The sequence below is a fragment of the Hafnia sp. HMSC23F03 genome (assembly GCF_001816025.1).
Lineage (GTDB): Bacteria > Pseudomonadota > Gammaproteobacteria > Enterobacterales > Enterobacteriaceae > Hafnia > Hafnia paralvei.
Genome location: NZ_KV824228.1, coordinates 1 through 18625, shown reverse-complemented (window position 1 = coordinate 18625; position 18625 = coordinate 1). Strand labels below are relative to the sequence as shown.

The 18625-nt window shown below is 50.5% G+C and carries 16 protein-coding genes and 1 riboswitch; of the genes, 7 read left to right on the top strand and 9 right to left on the bottom strand.

Annotated elements, in window-relative coordinates; translation table 11 throughout:
* Positions 1-29: 29 nt before the first annotated feature.
* Complete coding sequence (gene rpoC, locus HMPREF3091_RS10935) at positions 30-4250, top strand: DNA-directed RNA polymerase subunit beta' (protein WP_008815918.1); 4221 nt, start codon at positions 30-32, stop codon at positions 4248-4250.
* 273 nt (positions 4251-4523) lie between these two features.
* On the opposite strand, the gene thiH is transcribed toward rpoC, so the two are convergent.
* The 7 genes from thiH to HMPREF3091_RS10900 form a co-directional block, all read right to left on the bottom strand.
* Positions 4524-5654: a 2-iminoacetate synthase ThiH gene (gene thiH / locus HMPREF3091_RS10930; RefSeq protein ID WP_070715860.1), complete on the bottom strand. Its 1131-nt coding sequence runs from the start codon at positions 5652-5654 to the stop codon at positions 4524-4526.
* Positions 5655-5665: 11 nt separating this feature from the next.
* The gene (locus tag HMPREF3091_RS10925) at positions 5666-6436 is read right to left on the bottom strand and encodes a thiazole synthase (protein ID WP_070715858.1); all 771 of its coding nucleotides are present in this window, start codon (positions 6434-6436) and stop codon (positions 5666-5668) included.
* A 1-nt stretch (position 6437) separates the two neighbouring features.
* Positions 6438-6638 carry a sulfur carrier protein ThiS gene (thiS, locus tag HMPREF3091_RS10920; RefSeq protein WP_070715855.1) on the bottom strand — a complete coding sequence of 67 codons (201 nt, stop codon included), beginning with the start codon at positions 6636-6638 and terminating at the stop codon, positions 6438-6440.
* Entirely contained in the window at positions 6635-7387 is a 753-nt protein-coding gene (locus HMPREF3091_RS10915; RefSeq protein ID WP_070715852.1) for a HesA/MoeB/ThiF family protein, read from the bottom strand. Before HMPREF3091_RS10915 ends, thiS begins: the two co-directional genes overlap by 4 nt.
* A complete protein-coding gene (thiE, locus tag HMPREF3091_RS10910; protein ID WP_070715849.1) occupies positions 7380-8042 on the bottom strand; it encodes a thiamine phosphate synthase in 663 nt (220 codons plus the stop codon). Before thiE ends, HMPREF3091_RS10915 begins: the two co-directional genes overlap by 8 nt.
* A complete protein-coding gene (thiC, locus tag HMPREF3091_RS10905) occupies positions 8042-9991 on the bottom strand; it encodes a phosphomethylpyrimidine synthase ThiC (protein ID WP_070715847.1) in 1950 nt (649 codons plus the stop codon). Before thiC ends, thiE begins: the two co-directional genes overlap by 1 nt.
* A gap of 131 nt (positions 9992-10122) precedes the next feature.
* A riboswitch (TPP riboswitch) is annotated at positions 10123-10245 on the bottom strand.
* 72 nt (positions 10246-10317) lie between these two features.
* The gene (locus tag HMPREF3091_RS10900) at positions 10318-10833 is read right to left on the bottom strand and encodes an Rsd/AlgQ family anti-sigma factor (protein ID WP_004089432.1); all 516 of its coding nucleotides are present in this window, start codon (positions 10831-10833) and stop codon (positions 10318-10320) included.
* Positions 10834-10911: 78 nt separating this feature from the next.
* Here HMPREF3091_RS10900 and nudC point away from each other — a divergent pair, with 78 nt between their 5' ends.
* The 6 genes from nudC to HMPREF3091_RS10870 all read left to right on the top strand — a co-directional run bounded on the left by nudC (position 10912) and on the right by HMPREF3091_RS10870 (position 15368).
* Positions 10912-11691 (top strand): NAD(+) diphosphatase, encoded by a 780-nt coding sequence (gene nudC / locus HMPREF3091_RS10895; RefSeq protein ID WP_070715845.1) that lies wholly within the window; start codon positions 10912-10914, stop codon positions 11689-11691.
* Positions 11692-11739: 48 nt separating this feature from the next.
* Positions 11740-12804, top strand: a complete 1065-nt coding sequence (hemE, locus tag HMPREF3091_RS10890) for a uroporphyrinogen decarboxylase (protein WP_070715842.1) — start codon at positions 11740-11742, stop codon at positions 12802-12804.
* 15 nt (positions 12805-12819) lie between these two features.
* Positions 12820-13509, top strand: a complete 690-nt coding sequence (gene nfi, locus HMPREF3091_RS10885) for a deoxyribonuclease V (RefSeq protein ID WP_039189450.1) — start codon at positions 12820-12822, stop codon at positions 13507-13509.
* 74 nt (positions 13510-13583) lie between these two features.
* Entirely contained in the window at positions 13584-14174 is a 591-nt protein-coding gene (locus HMPREF3091_RS10880; RefSeq protein WP_004089424.1) for a YjaG family protein, read from the top strand.
* A 189-nt stretch (positions 14175-14363) separates the two neighbouring features.
* Positions 14364-14636 (top strand): nucleoid-associated protein HU-alpha, encoded by a 273-nt coding sequence (gene hupA, locus HMPREF3091_RS10875; protein ID WP_004089422.1) that lies wholly within the window; start codon positions 14364-14366, stop codon positions 14634-14636.
* 78 nt (positions 14637-14714) lie between these two features.
* Positions 14715-15368 (top strand): DUF1481 domain-containing protein, encoded by a 654-nt coding sequence (locus tag HMPREF3091_RS10870; protein WP_070715841.1) that lies wholly within the window; start codon positions 14715-14717, stop codon positions 15366-15368.
* A 43-nt stretch (positions 15369-15411) separates the two neighbouring features.
* Here the strand turns inward: HMPREF3091_RS10870 and purD are convergent, their stop codons facing one another.
* Both purD and purH read right to left on the bottom strand, forming a co-directional pair.
* On the bottom strand, positions 15412-16695 hold the full coding sequence (gene purD, locus HMPREF3091_RS10865) for a phosphoribosylamine--glycine ligase (protein WP_070715837.1): 1284 nt from the start codon (positions 16693-16695) through the stop codon (positions 15412-15414).
* A 62-nt stretch (positions 16696-16757) separates the two neighbouring features.
* Positions 16758-18377, bottom strand: a complete 1620-nt coding sequence (purH, locus tag HMPREF3091_RS10860; RefSeq protein WP_070715861.1) for a bifunctional phosphoribosylaminoimidazolecarboxamide formyltransferase/IMP cyclohydrolase — start codon at positions 18375-18377, stop codon at positions 16758-16760.
* Positions 18378-18625: the final 248 nt, after the last annotated feature.

Below are 18625 nucleotides of genomic sequence, written 5' to 3'. Positions count from 1 at the left end.
ACAGGTCTAACTCCGACAGGAGCCAATCCGTGAAAGACTTACTGAAGTTTCTGAAAGCTCAAACTAAGACCGAAGAGTTTGACGCGATCAAAATTGCTCTGGCCTCGCCAGACATGATCCGTTCTTGGTCTTTCGGCGAAGTTAAGAAGCCGGAAACCATTAACTACCGTACGTTCAAACCAGAACGTGACGGCCTTTTCTGCGCCCGTATCTTTGGGCCGGTAAAAGATTACGAATGCCTGTGCGGTAAGTACAAGCGTTTAAAACACCGCGGTGTTATCTGCGAAAAATGTGGTGTTGAAGTTACTCAGACTAAAGTACGTCGTGAGCGTATGGGCCATATCGAACTGGCTTCTCCGACTGCACACATCTGGTTCCTGAAATCACTGCCATCCCGTATCGGCCTGTTGTTAGACATGCCTCTGCGTGATATTGAGCGCGTACTGTACTTCGAATCTTATGTTGTGGTTGAAGGCGGTATGACCAATCTGGAACGTCGTCAGATCCTGACTGAAGAGCAGTATCTGGACGCTCTGGAAGAGTTCGGTGACGAATTCGACGCGAAGATGGGTGCTGAAGCTATCCAAGGTCTGTTGAAAAACATGGATCTGGAAGCGGAATGCGAACAGCTGCGTGAAGAGTTGAACGAAACCAACTCCGAAACCAAACGTAAAAAGCTGACCAAGCGTATCAAACTGCTGGAAGCGTTCGTTCAGTCTGGTAACAAACCAGAGTGGATGATCCTGACCGTTCTGCCGGTTCTGCCGCCAGATCTGCGCCCATTGGTACCGCTGGATGGTGGTCGTTTCGCGACTTCTGACCTGAACGATCTGTATCGTCGCGTCATTAACCGTAACAACCGTCTGAAACGTCTGCTGGATCTGGCTGCGCCGGATATCATCGTACGCAACGAAAAACGTATGCTTCAGGAAGCGGTTGACGCCCTGTTGGATAACGGTCGTCGTGGTCGTGCGATCACCGGTTCAAACAAACGTCCTCTGAAATCTTTGGCCGATATGATCAAAGGTAAACAGGGTCGTTTCCGTCAGAACCTGTTGGGTAAACGTGTTGACTACTCCGGTCGTTCTGTAATCACCGTAGGTCCATACCTGCGTCTGCATCAGTGCGGTCTGCCTAAGAAAATGGCTCTGGAACTGTTCAAGCCGTTCATCTATGGCAAGCTGGAACTGCGTGGTCTTGCTACCACCATTAAAGCTGCGAAGAAAATGGTTGAGCGCGAAGAAGCTGTTGTTTGGGATATCCTAGACGAAGTTATCCGCGAACACCCAGTGATGCTGAACCGTGCACCAACCCTGCACCGTTTGGGTATCCAGGCATTTGAACCGTTACTGATCGAAGGTAAAGCTATTCAGCTGCACCCGCTGGTCTGTGCGGCGTATAACGCCGACTTCGATGGTGACCAGATGGCTGTTCACGTACCGTTGACGCTGGAAGCCCAGTTGGAAGCGCGTGCGTTGATGATGTCTACCAACAACATTCTGTCACCAGCGAACGGCGAGCCAATCATCGTTCCTTCTCAGGACGTTGTATTGGGTCTGTATTACATGACTCGTGACTGTGTTAACGCCAAAGGCGAAGGCATGGTTCTGAGCGGCCCTAAAGAAGCAGAGCGTATCTATCGCGCTGGTCTGGCTTCTCTGCATGCTCGCGTTAAAGTGCGTATCACGCAAACCGAGAAAAATGCAGAAGGCGAATGGGTTACAACTACCGGCTTGGTCGATACCACCGTTGGTCGTGCGATTCTGTGGATGATTGTGCCTCAGGGCCTGCCATACAGCATCGTTAACCAGCCGTTGGGTAAAAAAGCGATCTCCAAGATGCTGAACACGTGTTACCGCATCCTGGGTCTGAAACCGACCGTTATCTTTGCTGACCAGATCATGTACACCGGTTTTGCCTACGCTGCGCGTTCAGGTGCTTCCGTTGGTATCGATGATATGGTTATCCCAGAGAAGAAAGTGGAAATCATTTCTGAAGCTGAAGCCGAAGTGGCTGAGATTCAGGAACAGTTCCAGTCTGGTCTGGTTACAGCGGGCGAACGTTACAACAAAGTCATCGATATCTGGGCTGCGGCCAACGAACGTGTTGCTAAAGCGATGATGGAAAACCTGTCTACCGAGCTGGTTATTAACAGCAAAGGTGAAGAAGAGCGTCAGGTTTCCTTCAACAGCATCTTTATGATGGCCGACTCCGGTGCTCGTGGTTCTGCTGCGCAGATTCGTCAGCTGGCCGGTATGCGTGGTCTGATGGCTAAGCCAGACGGCTCCATCATCGAAACGCCAATCACCGCGAACTTCCGTGAAGGTCTGAACGTACTCCAGTACTTCATCTCTACTCACGGTGCTCGTAAAGGCTTGGCGGATACCGCACTGAAAACTGCGAACTCCGGTTACCTGACTCGTCGTCTGGTAGACGTAGCGCAAGACTTGGTCGTTATCGAAGATGACTGCGGTACTCATAACGGTATCGTGATGACTCCGGTTATCGAAGGTGGTGATGTTAAAGAACCACTGCGCGACCGCGTATTGGGTCGTGTGACGGCTGAAGAAGTTCTGAAGCCGGGCACTGCAGACATTCTGGTTCCGCGCAACACCCTGCTGAATGAAAAATGGTGTGATCTGTTAGAAGAACACTCCGTTGACATCATCAAGGTTCGTTCTGTTGTTAGCTGTGAAACCGACTTCGGTGTGTGTGCGCACTGCTATGGTCGTGACTTGGCTCGTGGCCACATCATCAACAAGGGTGAGGCAATCGGGGTTATCGCGGCACAGTCCATCGGTGAACCAGGTACACAGCTGACGATGCGTACGTTCCACATCGGTGGTGCGGCATCTCGTGCAGCAGCAGAGTCCAGCATTCAGGTGAAAAACAAAGGTCATCTGAAACTGAACAACGCTAAGTTCGTTCTGAATAGCGATAAGAAGCTGGTTATTACGTCTCGTAATACCGAGCTGAAACTGATCGACGAATTCGGACGTACTAAAGAAAGCTATAAAGTGCCTTACGGTTCTGTTATGGCTAAAGGCGATGGCGCTGAAGTTAATGGCGGCGAAACCGTAGCGAACTGGGACCCGCATACCATGCCGGTTGTTTCAGAAGTTAGTGGTTTCATCCGTTTCACTGACATCATCGATACCCAGACCATTACCCGCCAGACTGATGAACTGACCGGTTTGTCTTCTCTGGTCGTTCTGGACTCTGCAGAGCGTACCGGTAGCGGTAAAGATCTGCGTCCAGCGCTGAAAATCGTTGATGCTAAAGGCAACGATGTATTGATCCCAGGCACTGATATGGCTGCTCAATACTTCCTGCCGGGTAAAGCGATTGTTCAGTTGGAAGATGGTGCTCAGATCCATGCTGGTGACACCTTGGCGCGTATTCCTCAGGAGTCCGGCGGTACCAAGGATATTACCGGTGGTCTGCCACGCGTTGCTGACCTGTTTGAAGCACGTCGTCCGAAAGAGCCTGCGATTCTGGCAGAAATTACTGGCGTCATTTCCTTCGGTAAAGAAACCAAAGGTAAACGTCGTCTGGTAATTACTCCTCTGGATGGTAGCGAACCGTACGAAGAGATGATTCCTAAATGGCGTCAGCTGAACGTATTCGAAGGCGAACGTGTAGAACGTGGTGACGTGGTTTCCGATGGTCCAGAATCTCCGCATGACATTCTGCGTCTGCGTGGCGTTCATGCTGTGACTCGTTATATCACCAACGAAGTGCAGGACGTTTACCGTCTGCAAGGCGTTAAGATTAACGATAAACACATCGAAGTCATCGTACGTCAGATGCTGCGTAAAGCAACCATCGAAAGTGCTGGTAGCTCCGAGTTCCTGGAAGGCGAACAGGTTGAATTCTCTCGCGTTAAAATCGCGAACCGTGAGCTGGAAGCTAACGGCAAGATTGCGGCAACTTACAGCCGTGACCTGCTGGGTATCACCAAAGCTTCACTGGCGACTGAGTCCTTCATCTCTGCGGCTTCGTTCCAGGAAACAACTCGCGTACTGACCGAAGCGGCCGTTGCGGGTAAACGCGACGAACTGCGCGGCCTGAAAGAAAACGTAATCGTGGGTCGTCTGATCCCAGCCGGTACCGGTTATGCTTATCATCAGGATCGTGCGCGCCGTAAAGCTCAGGGCGAAGCGCCTGTAGTTCCACAGGTGAGCGCTGAAGAAGCAACTGCTAACTTGGCAGAGCTGCTGAACGCTAGCATGCGTGGTGACGACGAGTAATCGTTGATCCAAGCCTAATAAAAGCCGCTCTTCGGAGCGGTTTTTTTATACCTGAGATTTAAGCGTTAGTCGTAGCCGGAGGAAGAATAACCGAGTCATAGAAACTCGGTTATTCTGTTTTGGTTAGCGAAGCTTAGGGGATGAATGAGCTCCGATCGATGTTCAAACTACATCGATAGAGGAACGTTATGCCGCCTAATTTATATTTTCACGCAGTTATCCCAACAGTGGAATGGTTATTGATAGATAATTGGATCTGTTACATTTTTTCCTCTAGCGATGCGTACCTCTTCCCAAATATCCATCCCAATCTTTCCATACCGGCTGTAGCCCCGATGATAAAAGCACATCAGCCACTTGGGCTGGAGTACGAGCATCGTGCGGGGTAAACTGCTCTAATTCTGGATGATTATCGGCATATCCTCCCGGCTGAGTTTTTGAAAACGCGCTGACGTTATTGATTGCAAGTGGCACGACGTTATCTCTAAACGCTGGCGACTCTCGGGTGGAGAGGGAAAGCTCGATCTCTGGGGCAAATAGCCGGAATGCGCAGATAGTTTGTACTAACTGAGCTTCATCCATAATGGATGCTGGTTCTATACCTCCAGTACATGGGCGTAGACGCGGGAAAGAAATAGAGTACCGGCTTTGCCAATAGGTTCGCTGTAGCCATGTTAAATGCTCCGCAACCATGAAGCAGTCTGTACGCCAGTTGTCAGATAGCCCAATCAGTGCACCGATCCCGATCTTGTAGATCCCTGCTTTTCCTAGCCGATCGGGTGTTTCCAATCGCCAGAAGAAATCTTGTTTGTTCCCTTTGAGATGGTGTTGTGCATAAACCGAAGGGTGATAGGTTTCCTGATATACCATTACGCCATCCAGCCCTAGCGTTTTCAGCTCTGCATATTCATCCTGCGCTAGCGGTTGAACTTCCATCATCAGTGAGCTGAAATGGCGACGAATCTGTGGCAAATGCTGACGAAAGTAATCCATCCCAACTTTTGCCTGATGTTCGCCGGTGACGAGTAACAGGCTGTCGAATCCCATGGCGCGGATAGCGGTGCATTCGCGCTCAATCTCTTCGGCATCTAATGTCTTACGCTTGAGCCGGTTACTCATAGAAAAACCACAATAGGTACAGTCGTTAGCACACAGATTAGAGAGGTAGAGTGGGACGTAAAAACCTACCGTATTGCCGAAGCGTTGGCGTGTGAGCTGTTGAGCCTTGCGTGCCATAGGCTCAAGGTAGTGTGCCGCCGCAGGCGAAAGTAGAGCCAGCATATCTTCACCATCGGGGCGAGAAGCCTGCAATGCACGCTCCACGTCGGCGTTAGTTTTGCTGTTGATCCTAAGCCCAATATCATCCCAATCTAACTGCAGCCAGCGTTGAGTGAATGTTTCCACGGTTAGGCATCCTATTTTATGGTGTGCAAGAAACCCGTTAATGGGCTGGTGGCGTTTGCTTGGGAACTTTGGCGACCTAACCCGCTTTGATAAGCGATTCGTCCCGCCTCGACCGCTAGCCTAAACGCTTTAGCCATTGCTACAGGATCGCGAGCCACAGCAATGGCCGTGTTAACCAAAACGGCATCAGCACCGAGCTCCATTGCTGCGCTTGCATGGCTTGGTGCGCCGATCCCAGCATCAACGACGACGGGGACTTTGGCCTGCTCTATGATGATTTGCAGAAAATCGCGGGTGATAATTCCCTGATTGGAACCGATAGGCGAACCAAGAGGCATCACCGCCGCGCAGCCCACCTCCTCTAAACGTTTACAGAGAACAGGATCGGCTCCGCAGTAGGGAAGAACCACAAATCCTTCTTCTACCAATATTTCGGCCGCTTTGAGTGTTTCGATAGGATCAGGCAGCAGATAGCGAACGTCGGGATGTATTTCCAGTTTTATCCAGTGAGTACCAAGGGCTTCTCGCGCTAGTTTCGCGGCAAAAATGGCTTCCTCTGCGGTTTTTGCACCTGAGGTATTCGGAAGCAGGTTTGCGCCTAGCTGAAGCAGCGGCGCAAGAATGGCATCATTGCCGCTTTTCAGATCGACACGTTTCATCGCCATAGTGATGAGCTGCGAACCCGATTCATGCAATGCCGTTAGCATTTTATCCGCCGAGGAAAACTTTCCTGTTCCGGTAAACAGGCGTGATGAAAAAGTTTTATCTGCAATTTGTAGCATCTTAACCTCCGGCAATTGCTTGGAATACCACCACTTCATCTCCTTCGGCTAGCTGTTGCGTCGCCCAATTTTCGCGCGGGAGAATGGTTTGATTGAGCGCTAGAGCAGTGCCCTGTTGATGGCGGCCTAACTGGAGCATCAATGATTCAACGCTGGTAGCTGCGCTGAGGGTGACACATTCATCGTTAACCATAATCTTCATGCGGCGATGCCTCCGCAGACGGGGCAGGTTGGAGAGCGTTTTAAATTGAAGGTACGCCAGCTTTGTTGGCGGCCATCGAATAAGCGCAGCTTTCCTGATAAGGCCGAGGGCATTCCTGCCAGCATTTTGATGGCTTCAAGAGCCTGTAGCGTACCGATAACGCCAACGACGGGGCCAAGTACACCAGCATTGCGGCAATTACGCTGTGGCTCAATGTTGTCTGGCCACAGACACCGATAGCAACCCTGATCGTATGGCGGTTCAATCACCATCAGCTGACCGCCGAATCCCACGGCACTGCCGCTAATCAATGGTTTAGCCTGCGCAAAGCAAGCGGCGTTCACCGCCTGACGTGTGGGCATGTTATCGCTACAATCGAGGACTAAATCTGCATGCGCTACGGCTTTGGCAAGGGAAGCGCATTCTAAATGCTCGGGTAGTGTTATCAATTCAACCTGAGGATTAAGTTCTTGTAAGTGATGCTTGGCGGTTTCTGCCTTTGACCGCCCAAGATCGTCGGTTCGATATAGGATCTGACGCTGAAGATTGCTGATGTGCAGGCGATCGCCATCGGCAAGCATGATCTTACCGACGCCAGCGGCCGCAAGATACATTGCTGCTGGCGCTCCTAATCCGCCAAGTCCCACGATAAGTACGCTGCTGGTACTGAGTTTTTCTTGTCCTTGAGAGCTAATTTCTTCCAGTAGGAGTTGGCGACTATAGCGCATGAAGTCTTGATCGCTAAGCATCGTTGGCTCTCCTGTTTTCTATCAGCTGTAAGAGCGTATCGGTGGCTGCCAGCCAGTCTTGCGCCTGAGTGATCGCGCTAACCACGGCAATGCTGCCGACACCACAGTCAAGCACTGCGGGCACTCGGTCGATGCTGATACCGCCAATGGCAACGGTAGGGTAATTAGGAATACGCGCGACTTGACGCTTGAGGTCAGCCAGCCCCTGAGGGGCGGAAGGCATCAGCTTGGTTTGGGTCGGAAATATATGTCCCAGTGCGATGTAGGAGGGGCGGTAGGATAGAGCGCGATCCATTTCGATATCATCGTGGGTTGAGAGACCGAGTCTGAGATGAGCTGCGCTGATTGCGGACAAATCAGCGGTATCTAGGTCTTCCTGTCCGAGGTGAACGCCGTAGGCTCGGTGTTTGATAGCGAGCTGCCAGTAGTCGTTGATAAACAAACGCGCCTGATAGTGTCGACCCAGTGCGATAGCCTGCGCGATATCGGTTTCCACCGCATTTTCGCTTTGGTCTTTGATGCGTAGCTGGATAGTGCGCACACCCGCCTTTAGCAGGCGTTCGATCCACTCAACGCTATCAACGACGGGGTAAAGACCAAGACGTTGTTCGGTAGAGGGAAAGGGGGCGGTGCGAGAATGAGTTAACGGAGCCATCAGTTTTTCTCCGTCTGCAGGTCGCTGGTGGTGTGGTAAATCTCGCCACCTTTAGCACGAAAAGCCTCAGACATCTGAGCCATGCCAATTTCTACAGGCTGTGGCGCTGACGCTTCTTGTTTGGCTGCATAGTCGCGCACTTCCTGAGAGATCTTCATCGAACAGAATTTTGGCCCGCACATTGAACAGAAATGTGCCACTTTGCCCGATTCCTGTGGCAGAGTTTCGTCGTGATAGGCTCGGGCGGTATGAGGATCAAGTGCCAGATTGAATTGATCTTCCCAGCGAAATTCGAAGCGAGCTTTAGACATGGCATTATCACGGATCTGAGCTCCAGGATGCCCTTTGGCAAGATCGGCTGCGTGGGCTGCGATCTTGTAAGTGATTAGCCCCTGTTTTACGTCTTCTTTATTGGGTAAACCTAAATGCTCTTTTGGTGTGACGTAGCACAGCATGGCACAGCCAAACCAACCAATCATGGCGGCACCAATACCTGAAGTGAAATGGTCATAGCCGGGAGCAATATCTGTCGTTAACGGACCTAATGTATAGAATGGCGCCTCGTGGCAATGCTCCAACTCTTCGGTCATGTTACGGCGGATCATTTGCATCGGCACATGCCCCGGTCCTTCAATCATGACTTGTACATCATATTCCCAAGCAATTTTAGTCAACTCGCCAAGTGTATGTAGTTCAGCAAATTGTGCTTCGTCATTGGCGTCTTGAATTGAACCCGGACGCAGGCCGTCACCCAAGGATAATGCAACGTCATAGGCTGCGCAGATTTGGCAGATTTCGCGGAAGCGCTCGTACAGGAAATTCTCTTTATGATGCGAAAGGCACCATTTCGCCATGATAGAGCCACCGCGTGAAACGATACCGGTTAGACGTTTAGCGGTCATTGGGACATAGCGCAGCAGCACTCCCGCATGAATGGTGAAATAGTCTACGCCTTGTTCCGCTTGTTCTAAGAGTGTATCGCGGAATATTTCCCAGTTTAGGTTCTCGGCAATGCCGTTAACTTTCTCCAACGCTTGATAGATTGGAACGGTGCCGATAGGAACCGGGCTGTTACGTAAGATCCATTCGCGAGTTTCATGAATATAGCGGCCAGTGGACAGGTCCATGACGGTGTCTGCTCCCCAGCGCGTTGACCAAACCAGTTTTTCGACCTCTTCTTCTATCGAGGAAGTGACCGCTGAGTTACCAATGTTGGCATTGACCTTCACCAGAAAGTTACGGCCAATGATCATCGGCTCAGACTCAGGGTGATTGATATTGGAAGGGATAATGGCGCGGCCAGCAGCCACTTCACTACGGACAAATTCGGCGGTGATATCTTTTGGCAGCAGTGCACCAAAATTTTGTCCTGGATGCTGCTGACGCAGCACTTCACCACGGATACGTTCGCGCCCCATATTTTCGCGAATGGCAATAAACTCCATTTCGGGCGTGATGATACCTTGTCGAGCGTAGTGGAGCTGTGTAACGCATTTACCTGATTTCGCGCGTCGTGGCTGTGGCAGATTCTCGAAGCGTAAATGATCTAAACCTTCATCGGCTAAGCGTTGCTGTGTGTAGGCGGAGCTGAGCTGTTCCAGCGATTCGGTATCATCGCGTTCTACGATCCAGCGATCACGGAGTGGTTTTAACCCACTGCGCACGTCAAGTTCAGCATGGGGATCGCCATAAGGGCCCGCAGTGTCATAGACAGGGATTGGCTCGTTGGGTTCGTATTGTGGGTTCTCTTTGCTGCCGCCAAGCAACGTTGGGCTGAGCTGAATTTCGCGCATCGGTACGCGAATATCACTACGCGAACCCGTTAGATAAATGCGTTGCGAGTTTGGATAGGCCTCGCCGCGAAGATGATCGATAAAACTTTGTGCTTCTGCGCGTTGCTCGCGGCGAGAAAGCGGAGTACGAGTTGTTGCATTGTTATTCATAGACATAGCAAATTCCTACCAGTGTTCTGGTTTAACAGTGATTAAAAAATCAAGTTGGAGAATTGCTTGTCTGGAGCTCGGAGGGAGTAATGGATAGCCGTCACCCAGTCAGATCTCGATAGATTGCTGGTAGGTGATAATAGATTACTCTTGTTCCCTTCGCGGGTATTAACCCGATCAGGTTCCGCGGATCCCGAATTAACGGTCTCAGCCTGTAGGGGAAAACTTTTCCCGCTCACTAGGCACTCCGACAAGAGCGCCCAGTGTAGGAGCGGGAAGACAAAACTGCAAGCTGTTAACTAAGCTGTAATGTCTATGCTACTTTCAAAAAATTATGCTGGGCGAGCTAATGAATCGTCATTATCAGCGGCAGGCGTGTTTGCTTGCCAGATGTCATAGGCGATTTGGATCAGGTTATCTTCTAAGGCAAAACGAGCCGCGAGTGTTTCACCAATATGTGATAGCGCGTCGTGGAGTGCTAGGCACTCTTCTTCGTTTAGCTCATCATCGGTAAAGCGATCGTGAAAGGCCATAATCAGCTTGGTATTATCGTGCAGTGCTGGGTAGATTTTTTTTGTTACCGCCATGTGCGGGCTATCGTCACCCCCAACGAGTTCTACGATACGATCGTAAACATGGAAGTGGCCAGCAGAGAGATAATCCACCAAATTGTGACAAAAGTTCTCCAACGCTTTTTCATTAAGCGGGGTATGCTTTTCTTTGTTTGGTTTTATTCCGACCAGTGCGCAGTAGGCTACGAGCAGCTGCTTTCGGGATTGCAGCCATTGGTCGATTAATTCATTACTACCACCTACGCGTTGAGTCAGATGTTCGAGACGGTTGAGCATATATTCAACTCCATGAGGTAAATGTTACAAATTAGCAACAATCGAATGCCAGATTAGCAGAGGTTTAATGTCAAAGATATGGAACAACAGTTAAAAGATGATGACACCGGCTGGTGGGTTATCAGCCGTGAGGGCAAGGTCTGGTTACCTAGTGGGGAACTGCCTTTTGGCACCGCACAACAATGGCAATTAAGCACCAAAAAAGCGCACCAAATCGGTGAGTGGGAAGGGCATCCAATGTGGTTGCTGGAAGAGTCACGCAGTCAGGATATGACGTCCGTTCGTCAGCTTATCGACGTGGATCGTGGTCTTTTCCAGCTTGTTGGCCGCGGAGTTCAGCTCGCGGAATTCTTTCGCTCCCATACCTTCTGCGGCTATTGTGGGCATGAGATGTACACCAGTCGCTCTGAGTGGGCGTGCATGTGCCCTAACTGCCGTCAGCGTTATTACCCACAAATTGCGCCCTGCATTATTGTCGCTATCCGCCGCGGAGATGAAATCTTGCTGGCTCAGCATAAACGGCATCGTAACGGTATTCATACGGTGCTCGCCGGTTTTGTCGAAGTGGGAGAGACTCTGGAAGAGGCCGCGGCACGTGAAATCATGGAAGAGAGTAACGTTCGAATTAAGAATTTGCGTTATGTCGCCTCACAGCCTTGGCCATTCCCACATTCGCTGATGATGGCGTTTATGGCTGATTATGCCGGCGGTGAACTCAAGCACGATCCAAAAGAGTTATTGAATGCAGACTGGTATCGCTATGACAATCTGCCACAACTACCGCCGCCTGGAACCGTGGCGCGTCGTTTGATTGAAGATACCGTAGCACAGTGCCGAGATGAGGCTGAAAGCGAATAACGCATGGGTCATGCTACAATGCGATGAGATTAATTAGGGAGCCACAGGATGACTGAACTGAAGAACGACCGCTACCTGCGCGCACTGCTGCGCCAGCCGGTAGACATGACACCGGTATGGATGATGCGTCAGGCCGGACGTTATTTGCCAGAATATAAAGCGACTCGCGCACAGGCCGGCGATTTTATGTCGTTGTGCAAAAATGCTGAATTGGCCTGTGAGGTAACGCTACAGCCGTTGCGTCGTTATGCGCTGGATGCGGCAATTCTGTTCTCAGACATCCTGACCATTCCTGATGCCATGGGGCTTGGACTCTATTTTGAAACGGGTGAAGGGCCGCGCTTCTCATCGCCGATTACCTGTAAAGCGGATGTTGAAAAGCTTCCAGTTCCCGATCCGGAAGATGAACTGGGTTACGTGATGAATGCTGTGCGTACTATCCGCAAAAATCTGGCTGGACAGGTACCTTTAATCGGCTTCTCTGGTAGCCCGTGGACGCTGGCTACCTACATGGTTGAAGGCGGCAGCAGCAAAGCTTTCACCAAAATTAAAAAGATGATGTATGCCGAACCAGCGACCATGCATCTGTTGCTGGATAAAATCGCCGATAGCGTGATCCTTTATCTTAATGCGCAGATCAAAGCGGGTGCTCAGTCGGTAATGATCTTTGATACGTGGGGCGGCGTGTTGACGCCGCGTGATTACCGCGAATTCTCTCTGAACTACATGCATAAAATTGTCGATGGCCTGATCCGTGAAAACGAAGGACGCCGCGTGCCAGTCACGCTGTTTACTAAAGGTGGCGGTCAGTGGCTAGAAGCAATGGCTGAAACCGGCTGCGATGCGCTAGGCTTGGATTGGAGTACGGATATTGCCGATGCTCGCCGCCGTGTCGGCGACAAAGTTGCGCTGCAAGGAAACATGGATCCATCCATGCTGTATGCGCCTGCTGCTCGAATTGAGCAGGAAGTCTCGACTATCCTTGAGGGATTTGGTCACGGCACCGGACATGTCTTTAACCTTGGGCACGGTATTCATCAGGATGTACCACCGGAGCATGCGGGTACATTTGTTGAGGCTGTTCATCGGTTGTCAGGTAAATACCATCAGTAATTAAGGCATTGAGTCATGGATATGAAAGCGCTGCGTGAAGAGCAGTTGGAGAAGGCGAGCCAGATTATCCGCACGGACGATCTCGGTTTTGAACAACCGACGCTTATTGCCGGTGCTGATGTGGGCTTTGAACAGGGAGGGGACGTCACACGAGCGGCGATAGCCGTGTTGCGTTATCCCTCACTTGAGCTGGTGGAATATCAGATTGCCCGCATTGAAACCCAGATGCCTTATATCCCTGGTTTTCTCTCTTTCCGAGAGTACCCAGCGCTGATCAAAGCGTGGGAGATGCTTCAGCACCGCCCACAGTTGGTGGTTGTCGATGGCCAAGGGATTTCTCATCCCCGTCGTTTGGGCGTGGCGAGCCATTTCGGCTTGTTAGCCGATGTTCCGACCATTGGCGTTGCCAAAAGCCGTTTATGCGGTCAGTTTGCCCCGTTGAGTGATTCTGTTGGTGCAATACAACCACTGAATGACAAACAAGAGCAGATTGGTTGGGTATGGCGCAGTAAAGCGCGCTGTAACCCGTTGTTTATTTCTACGGGGCACCGCATTAGTTTGCCTACGGCGCTGCATTTTATCCAAAGCTGTATGCGTGGCTACCGTTTGCCTGAACCCACGCGCTGGGCGGATGCAATCGCCTCTAATCGACCAGCTTTTCAACGCTGGTTACTCCAACATTCTGATAATAACGCGCAGATATAGGGATCTCTTGATTTTTCAGTTACACTGCGCCGGAATTATTTTTCAGAGACTTATTTTTCTCTAAGAGACTTAGCATGCTGCGTAACCCGATCCACAAACGGCTGGAAAAGCTGGAAAGCTGGCAACATCTGACGTTCATCGCCAGCTTGTGTGAGCGTATGTACCCAAATTATCAGGCATTTTGCCTGCAAACGGGATTTGGCGATCCTATGGTTTATCGCCGAATTTTGGATTTGATTTGGGAAACGTTGACGGTAAAAGACGCTAAAGTGAATTTCGATAACCAGTTAGAAAAACTGGAAGAGGCAATTCCTTCCGCTGACGACTATGATATTTATGGCGTTTACCCTGCTATTGACGCTTGTATCGCATTGGGTGAAGCTGTGCATTCCCGTTTAAGCGGTGAAATGTTAGAACATGCAATCACGGTGAGTGAGACATCACTGCGTACCGTTGGCATGCTGGAGATGACTCAGGCCGGTCGTGAAATGACTGATGAAGAGCTCAAAGAATTACCAGCGATGCAAGATGAATTAGATATCCAATGGGAGATTTTCCGCCTGCTCGTTGAGTGTGAAGAGCGCGATCTGGAACTCATCAAAGGATTAAGATCTGACCTGCGTGAAGCAGGTGTTAGTAATATCGGTGTAAATTTAGCGCAATAAGACGGCAAAACGTGATTTAACACCTGATTTGTCGTCCCTTAAGGCTTCACATTCGTACCCCGGTTGTTCTACATTTGGGGGGCGTAAAAAAAGTGGCTATCGGTGCGTGTATGCAGGAGAGTGCTGTCAATCGGCATATCCGTCGCACTCGATGCTTTGCAAACGATAAACACACTGTAAGGATAACTTATGAACAAGACTCAACTGATTGATGTAATCGCGGAAAAAGCTGACCTGTCTAAAACTCAGGCTAAAGCAGCTCTGGAATCTACTCTGGCGGCGATTACCGAGTCTCTGAAAGAAGGTGATGCTGTACAATTGGTTGGTTTCGGTACTTTTAAAGTGAACCATCGTAACGAGCGCACTGGCCGCAACCCACAGACCGGTATGGAAATCAAAATTGCAGCAGCAAACGTACCAGCGTTCGTTTCTGGTAAAGCTCTGAAAGACGCAGTTAAATAAGACCGCGTGATTCACAGCCTGTTTGTGAAAGATATAAGCAGGGGGGCGTTAACGCCCCTTTTGTCTATTTGTAAGCCTGTGGCGGCATTACTGTTCGCGGCAGGGCTTGCTGTAACCCTCTCAGGTTGCAGCTCTGATACTTCCTCTCCTCGTTTCACCGCAACAGGTTATATTGCCGATCAAGGCATGATGCGTATTTGGCGCAAGGATGATGCTAAGCAGCAACCGCTGGCCATTATGAGCGTCTATAGCCCACTAAAAGGCAAAGGTACGATAGTCAGCTATTACGCTTATCAAGACGGTAATCTGAATCTTGTGCGCCAGACGATACAAGGCGGCGAGAAAGACGTGCTCGAACTGCGTCTGGATGAAAAGGGTGAGCTCAGCTACATGCAGCGCCAAATTGGCGATCGGCGACAGCTACTCACGTCGGATGATATCGCGCGCAGCCAGTACCAGTCGCGCCATATGGTTGAGATTTCTGAAGCGTTACGCGTAGGCAATGTGCGCCTGATTCAAGGTCGTTGGGAAAATAGCCGATTCACCAGTTGTGCTGGCGAGACTCAATCGCTGAAGCTAGAGGACTGGCAATTGAAATGGATCGAGAGTCGTGCAGCGCACTCATCTCTTCCGCTGGGTATTGCGTGGCTAGATGCCCCAGAGGGACAGCAGCTTTTGCTGGTTGCCAATGAAGATTTTTGCAACTGGGAGCCTACAGTCGATACGCTGTAAAAATAGCCGAGAACCACAGTCATGATCCTCGGCCTGATGAGGTTTACTGTGTGCGCTGTATAGCGCGATAGCCAATATCTTTACGGCAGAAACTGTCTTTCCAACTAATCTGTTCTGCTAATTGATAGGCATTTTGTTGTGCCTGTTTGATTCCGTGCCCTAGAGCAGTGACACACAATACGCGCCCGCCTTGTGTCACGACATCAGTACCAACCAGTTGGGTTCCCGCATGGAAAACCTTTTCACCTTCTGGCGAGTTAATCGGTAAGCCATGAATCACATCACCAGTTCGGTAAGACTCTGGATAGCCGCCCGCGGCTAACACCACGCCTAGCGCATCACGTTCATCCCACAGAGACTCTTTCTCGTTTAGTTTCCCTTCGGCACCCGCTAAGCACAGTTCTACCAGATCAGATCTCATGCGCAGCATGATTGGCTGTGTTTCTGGATCGCCAAAGCGGCAGTTGAACTCTATAACTTTAGGATGACCTTGCGCTGAAATCATGAGTCCAGCGTAGAGAAAACCAGAGTAAGGGTTACCTTCTTTTGCCATGCCGTGCACGGTTGGCCAAATGACTTCATCCATAACACGCTGGTGGATCTCGTCAGTAACGACAGGAGCCGGAGAGTACGCTCCCATACCGCCGGTGTTAGGGCCAGTATCGCCATCTCCCACGCGCTTATGATCCTGGCTGGTTGCCATTGGCAACACATTTTTGCCATCAACCATCACGATGAAACTGGCTTCTTCTCCCTCTAAAAACTCTTCTACGACAATTCTATGTCCCGCATCGCCAAATGCATTGCCTGCCAGCATATCGTGAACTGCTGCCTCAGCCTCTTCCAGTGTCATGGCGACAATCACGCCTTTGCCAGCGGCTAATCCATCGGCTTTAATCACGATGGGGGCGCCCTGGCTACGAATGTAGCTGATAGAAGGTTCAATATCGGTGAAGTTACGATATTCAGCCGTTGGGATACGATGACGAGCTAAAAAGTCTTTGGTGAAGGCCTTTGAGCCTTCTAGCTGAGCAGCCGCTTGGGAGGGGCCAAATATTTTTAGCCCCTCGGCTTGAAACGCATCAACCACGCCAATAACCAAAGGCGCTTCAGGGCCAACAATCGTCAGACCAATATCGTGGCTCTTGGCGAAGGCTAATAGGCCACTGATATCCGTTGCCGAAATATCCACGTTTTCCAATGCGGGTTCCAGAGCTGTTCCGGCATTACCTGGAGCAACGTACACTTTATCTGCTAGCGGAGACTGCGCCGCTTTCCATGCCAGAGCGTGCTCGCGCCCGCCGTTACCGATAATCAGGATATTCATGCGCTCACCTCAAAAGGTGCGCCCGCAGGCGCACAAAAATAGAAGATGTGATACAAAAAGAATTAATGACGGAAATGACGCATATCCGTGAAGATCATCGCGATGCCATGCTCATTTGCGGCGGCGATAACCTCATCGTCACGAATTGATCCTCCAGGCTGAATGACGCAGGTGATTCCCACAGAGGCGGCTGCATCGATACCATCGCGGAATGGGAAGAATGCATCGGAGGCCATCACTGAGCCAGCAACGTCTAACCCTTCGTCGGCTGCTTTGATACCTGCGATTTTAGCGGAGTAGACTCGGCTCATCTGGCCTGCGCCAATACCGATGGTCATCTTGTCTCGTGCATAGACAATGGCGTTGGATTTCACGAATTTTGCCACTTTCCAGCAGAACAGGGCATCACGCATTTCCTGCTCGCTAGGTTGGCGAGTCGTCACAACGCGCAGATCAGACTCTTCAACCATCCCTAAGTCGCGATCCTGAACCAGCAAACCGCCGTTAACGCGTTTGAAATCCAAACCACGTTGACGAGCTTTCCATTCGCCGCAGGCTAAAACGCGGACGTTTTGTTTGGCTGCGAGTAACTCAAGAGCAGGTTCGCTGATATGTGGGGCAATGATAACTTCAACAAACTGACGGCTAATAATCGCCTGTGCGGTTTCTGCATCTAACTCGTGGTTAAACGCGATGATACCGCCGAAGGCAGACGTTGGATCCGTTTTATAAGCGCGCTCGTAAGCATCAAGGATAGAGTCACCTACGGCAACGCCGCATGGGTTTGCATGTTTGACGATCACGCAGGCTGGTTCGCTGAATTCTTTCACACACTCTAGTGCGGCATCGGTATCTGCGATGTTGTTATAGGAAAGTGCTTTGCCCTGCAGCTGGTTAGCGGTAGCCACGGAGGCTTCTGTCACGTTCTCTTCTATATAGAAGGCTGCGTCTTGATGGCTATTCTCACCGTAGCGCATGTCTTGTTTCTTTATATAGCTAAGATTGAGTGTCCGTGGGAAGCGGCCAGCAGGTTCATCTGTGTTTCCATAATAAGGAGGAACCATCGTACCGAAGTAGTTGGCAATCATACCGTCGTAGGCCGCAGTGTGCTCAAATGCCTTAATGGCCAGATCAAAACGGGTAGCGTGTGTCAATGAGCCTTCGTTGGCATCTAATTCGCCAATAATGTCATCGAAATCTCGATTATTAACCACGATAGCCACGTCTTTATGATTCTTGGCAGCAGAGCGCACCATGGTTGGACCGCCGATATCAATATTTTCAACGGCATCTGCTAAAGAGCAGTCTGGGCGGGCAACGGTTTGGGCGAATGGATACAGGTTCACGACAACCATGTCGATAGGTTTGATCTCATGGCGAGACATGATCTCATCATCTTGACCGCGACGGCCTAGGATCCCGCCGTGCACTTTGGGATGCAGAGTCTTAACACGGCCATCCATCATCTCAGGGAAACCTGTGTAATCTGAGACTTCCGTTACAGGTAGACCTGCCTCTGCTAACAGGCGCGCAGTGCCGCCTGTAGAAAGCAACTCTACGCCACGTGAGCAGAGCGCTTGAGCAAATTCAATGATACCTGTTTTATCCGATACGCTAAGCAGCGCACGGCGGATTGGACGATACTCGGATGCTGGGCTCGTGTTTTGAGAACTAGCGTGCATGGCGTTTTTATCCCTCGGCTTGATAATCGCAATATAAAGAGCGTTATGTGAATACGGTTTGCCCGTTTTATTCAAATAACACCCCTTCGTTCGAAGCGGCGGAAAGATTTTACTGCCGTCAGATTGTAACGAAAACGTTTGCGTGATGCTCGTCAAATTTGTGCCAAATATCGTTCTGTGGATAAGTTTGTGCACAAATAGGTATAAGGCGGGGTTTTGCTGTGGAATGCAGCAAACGATCAATTTAT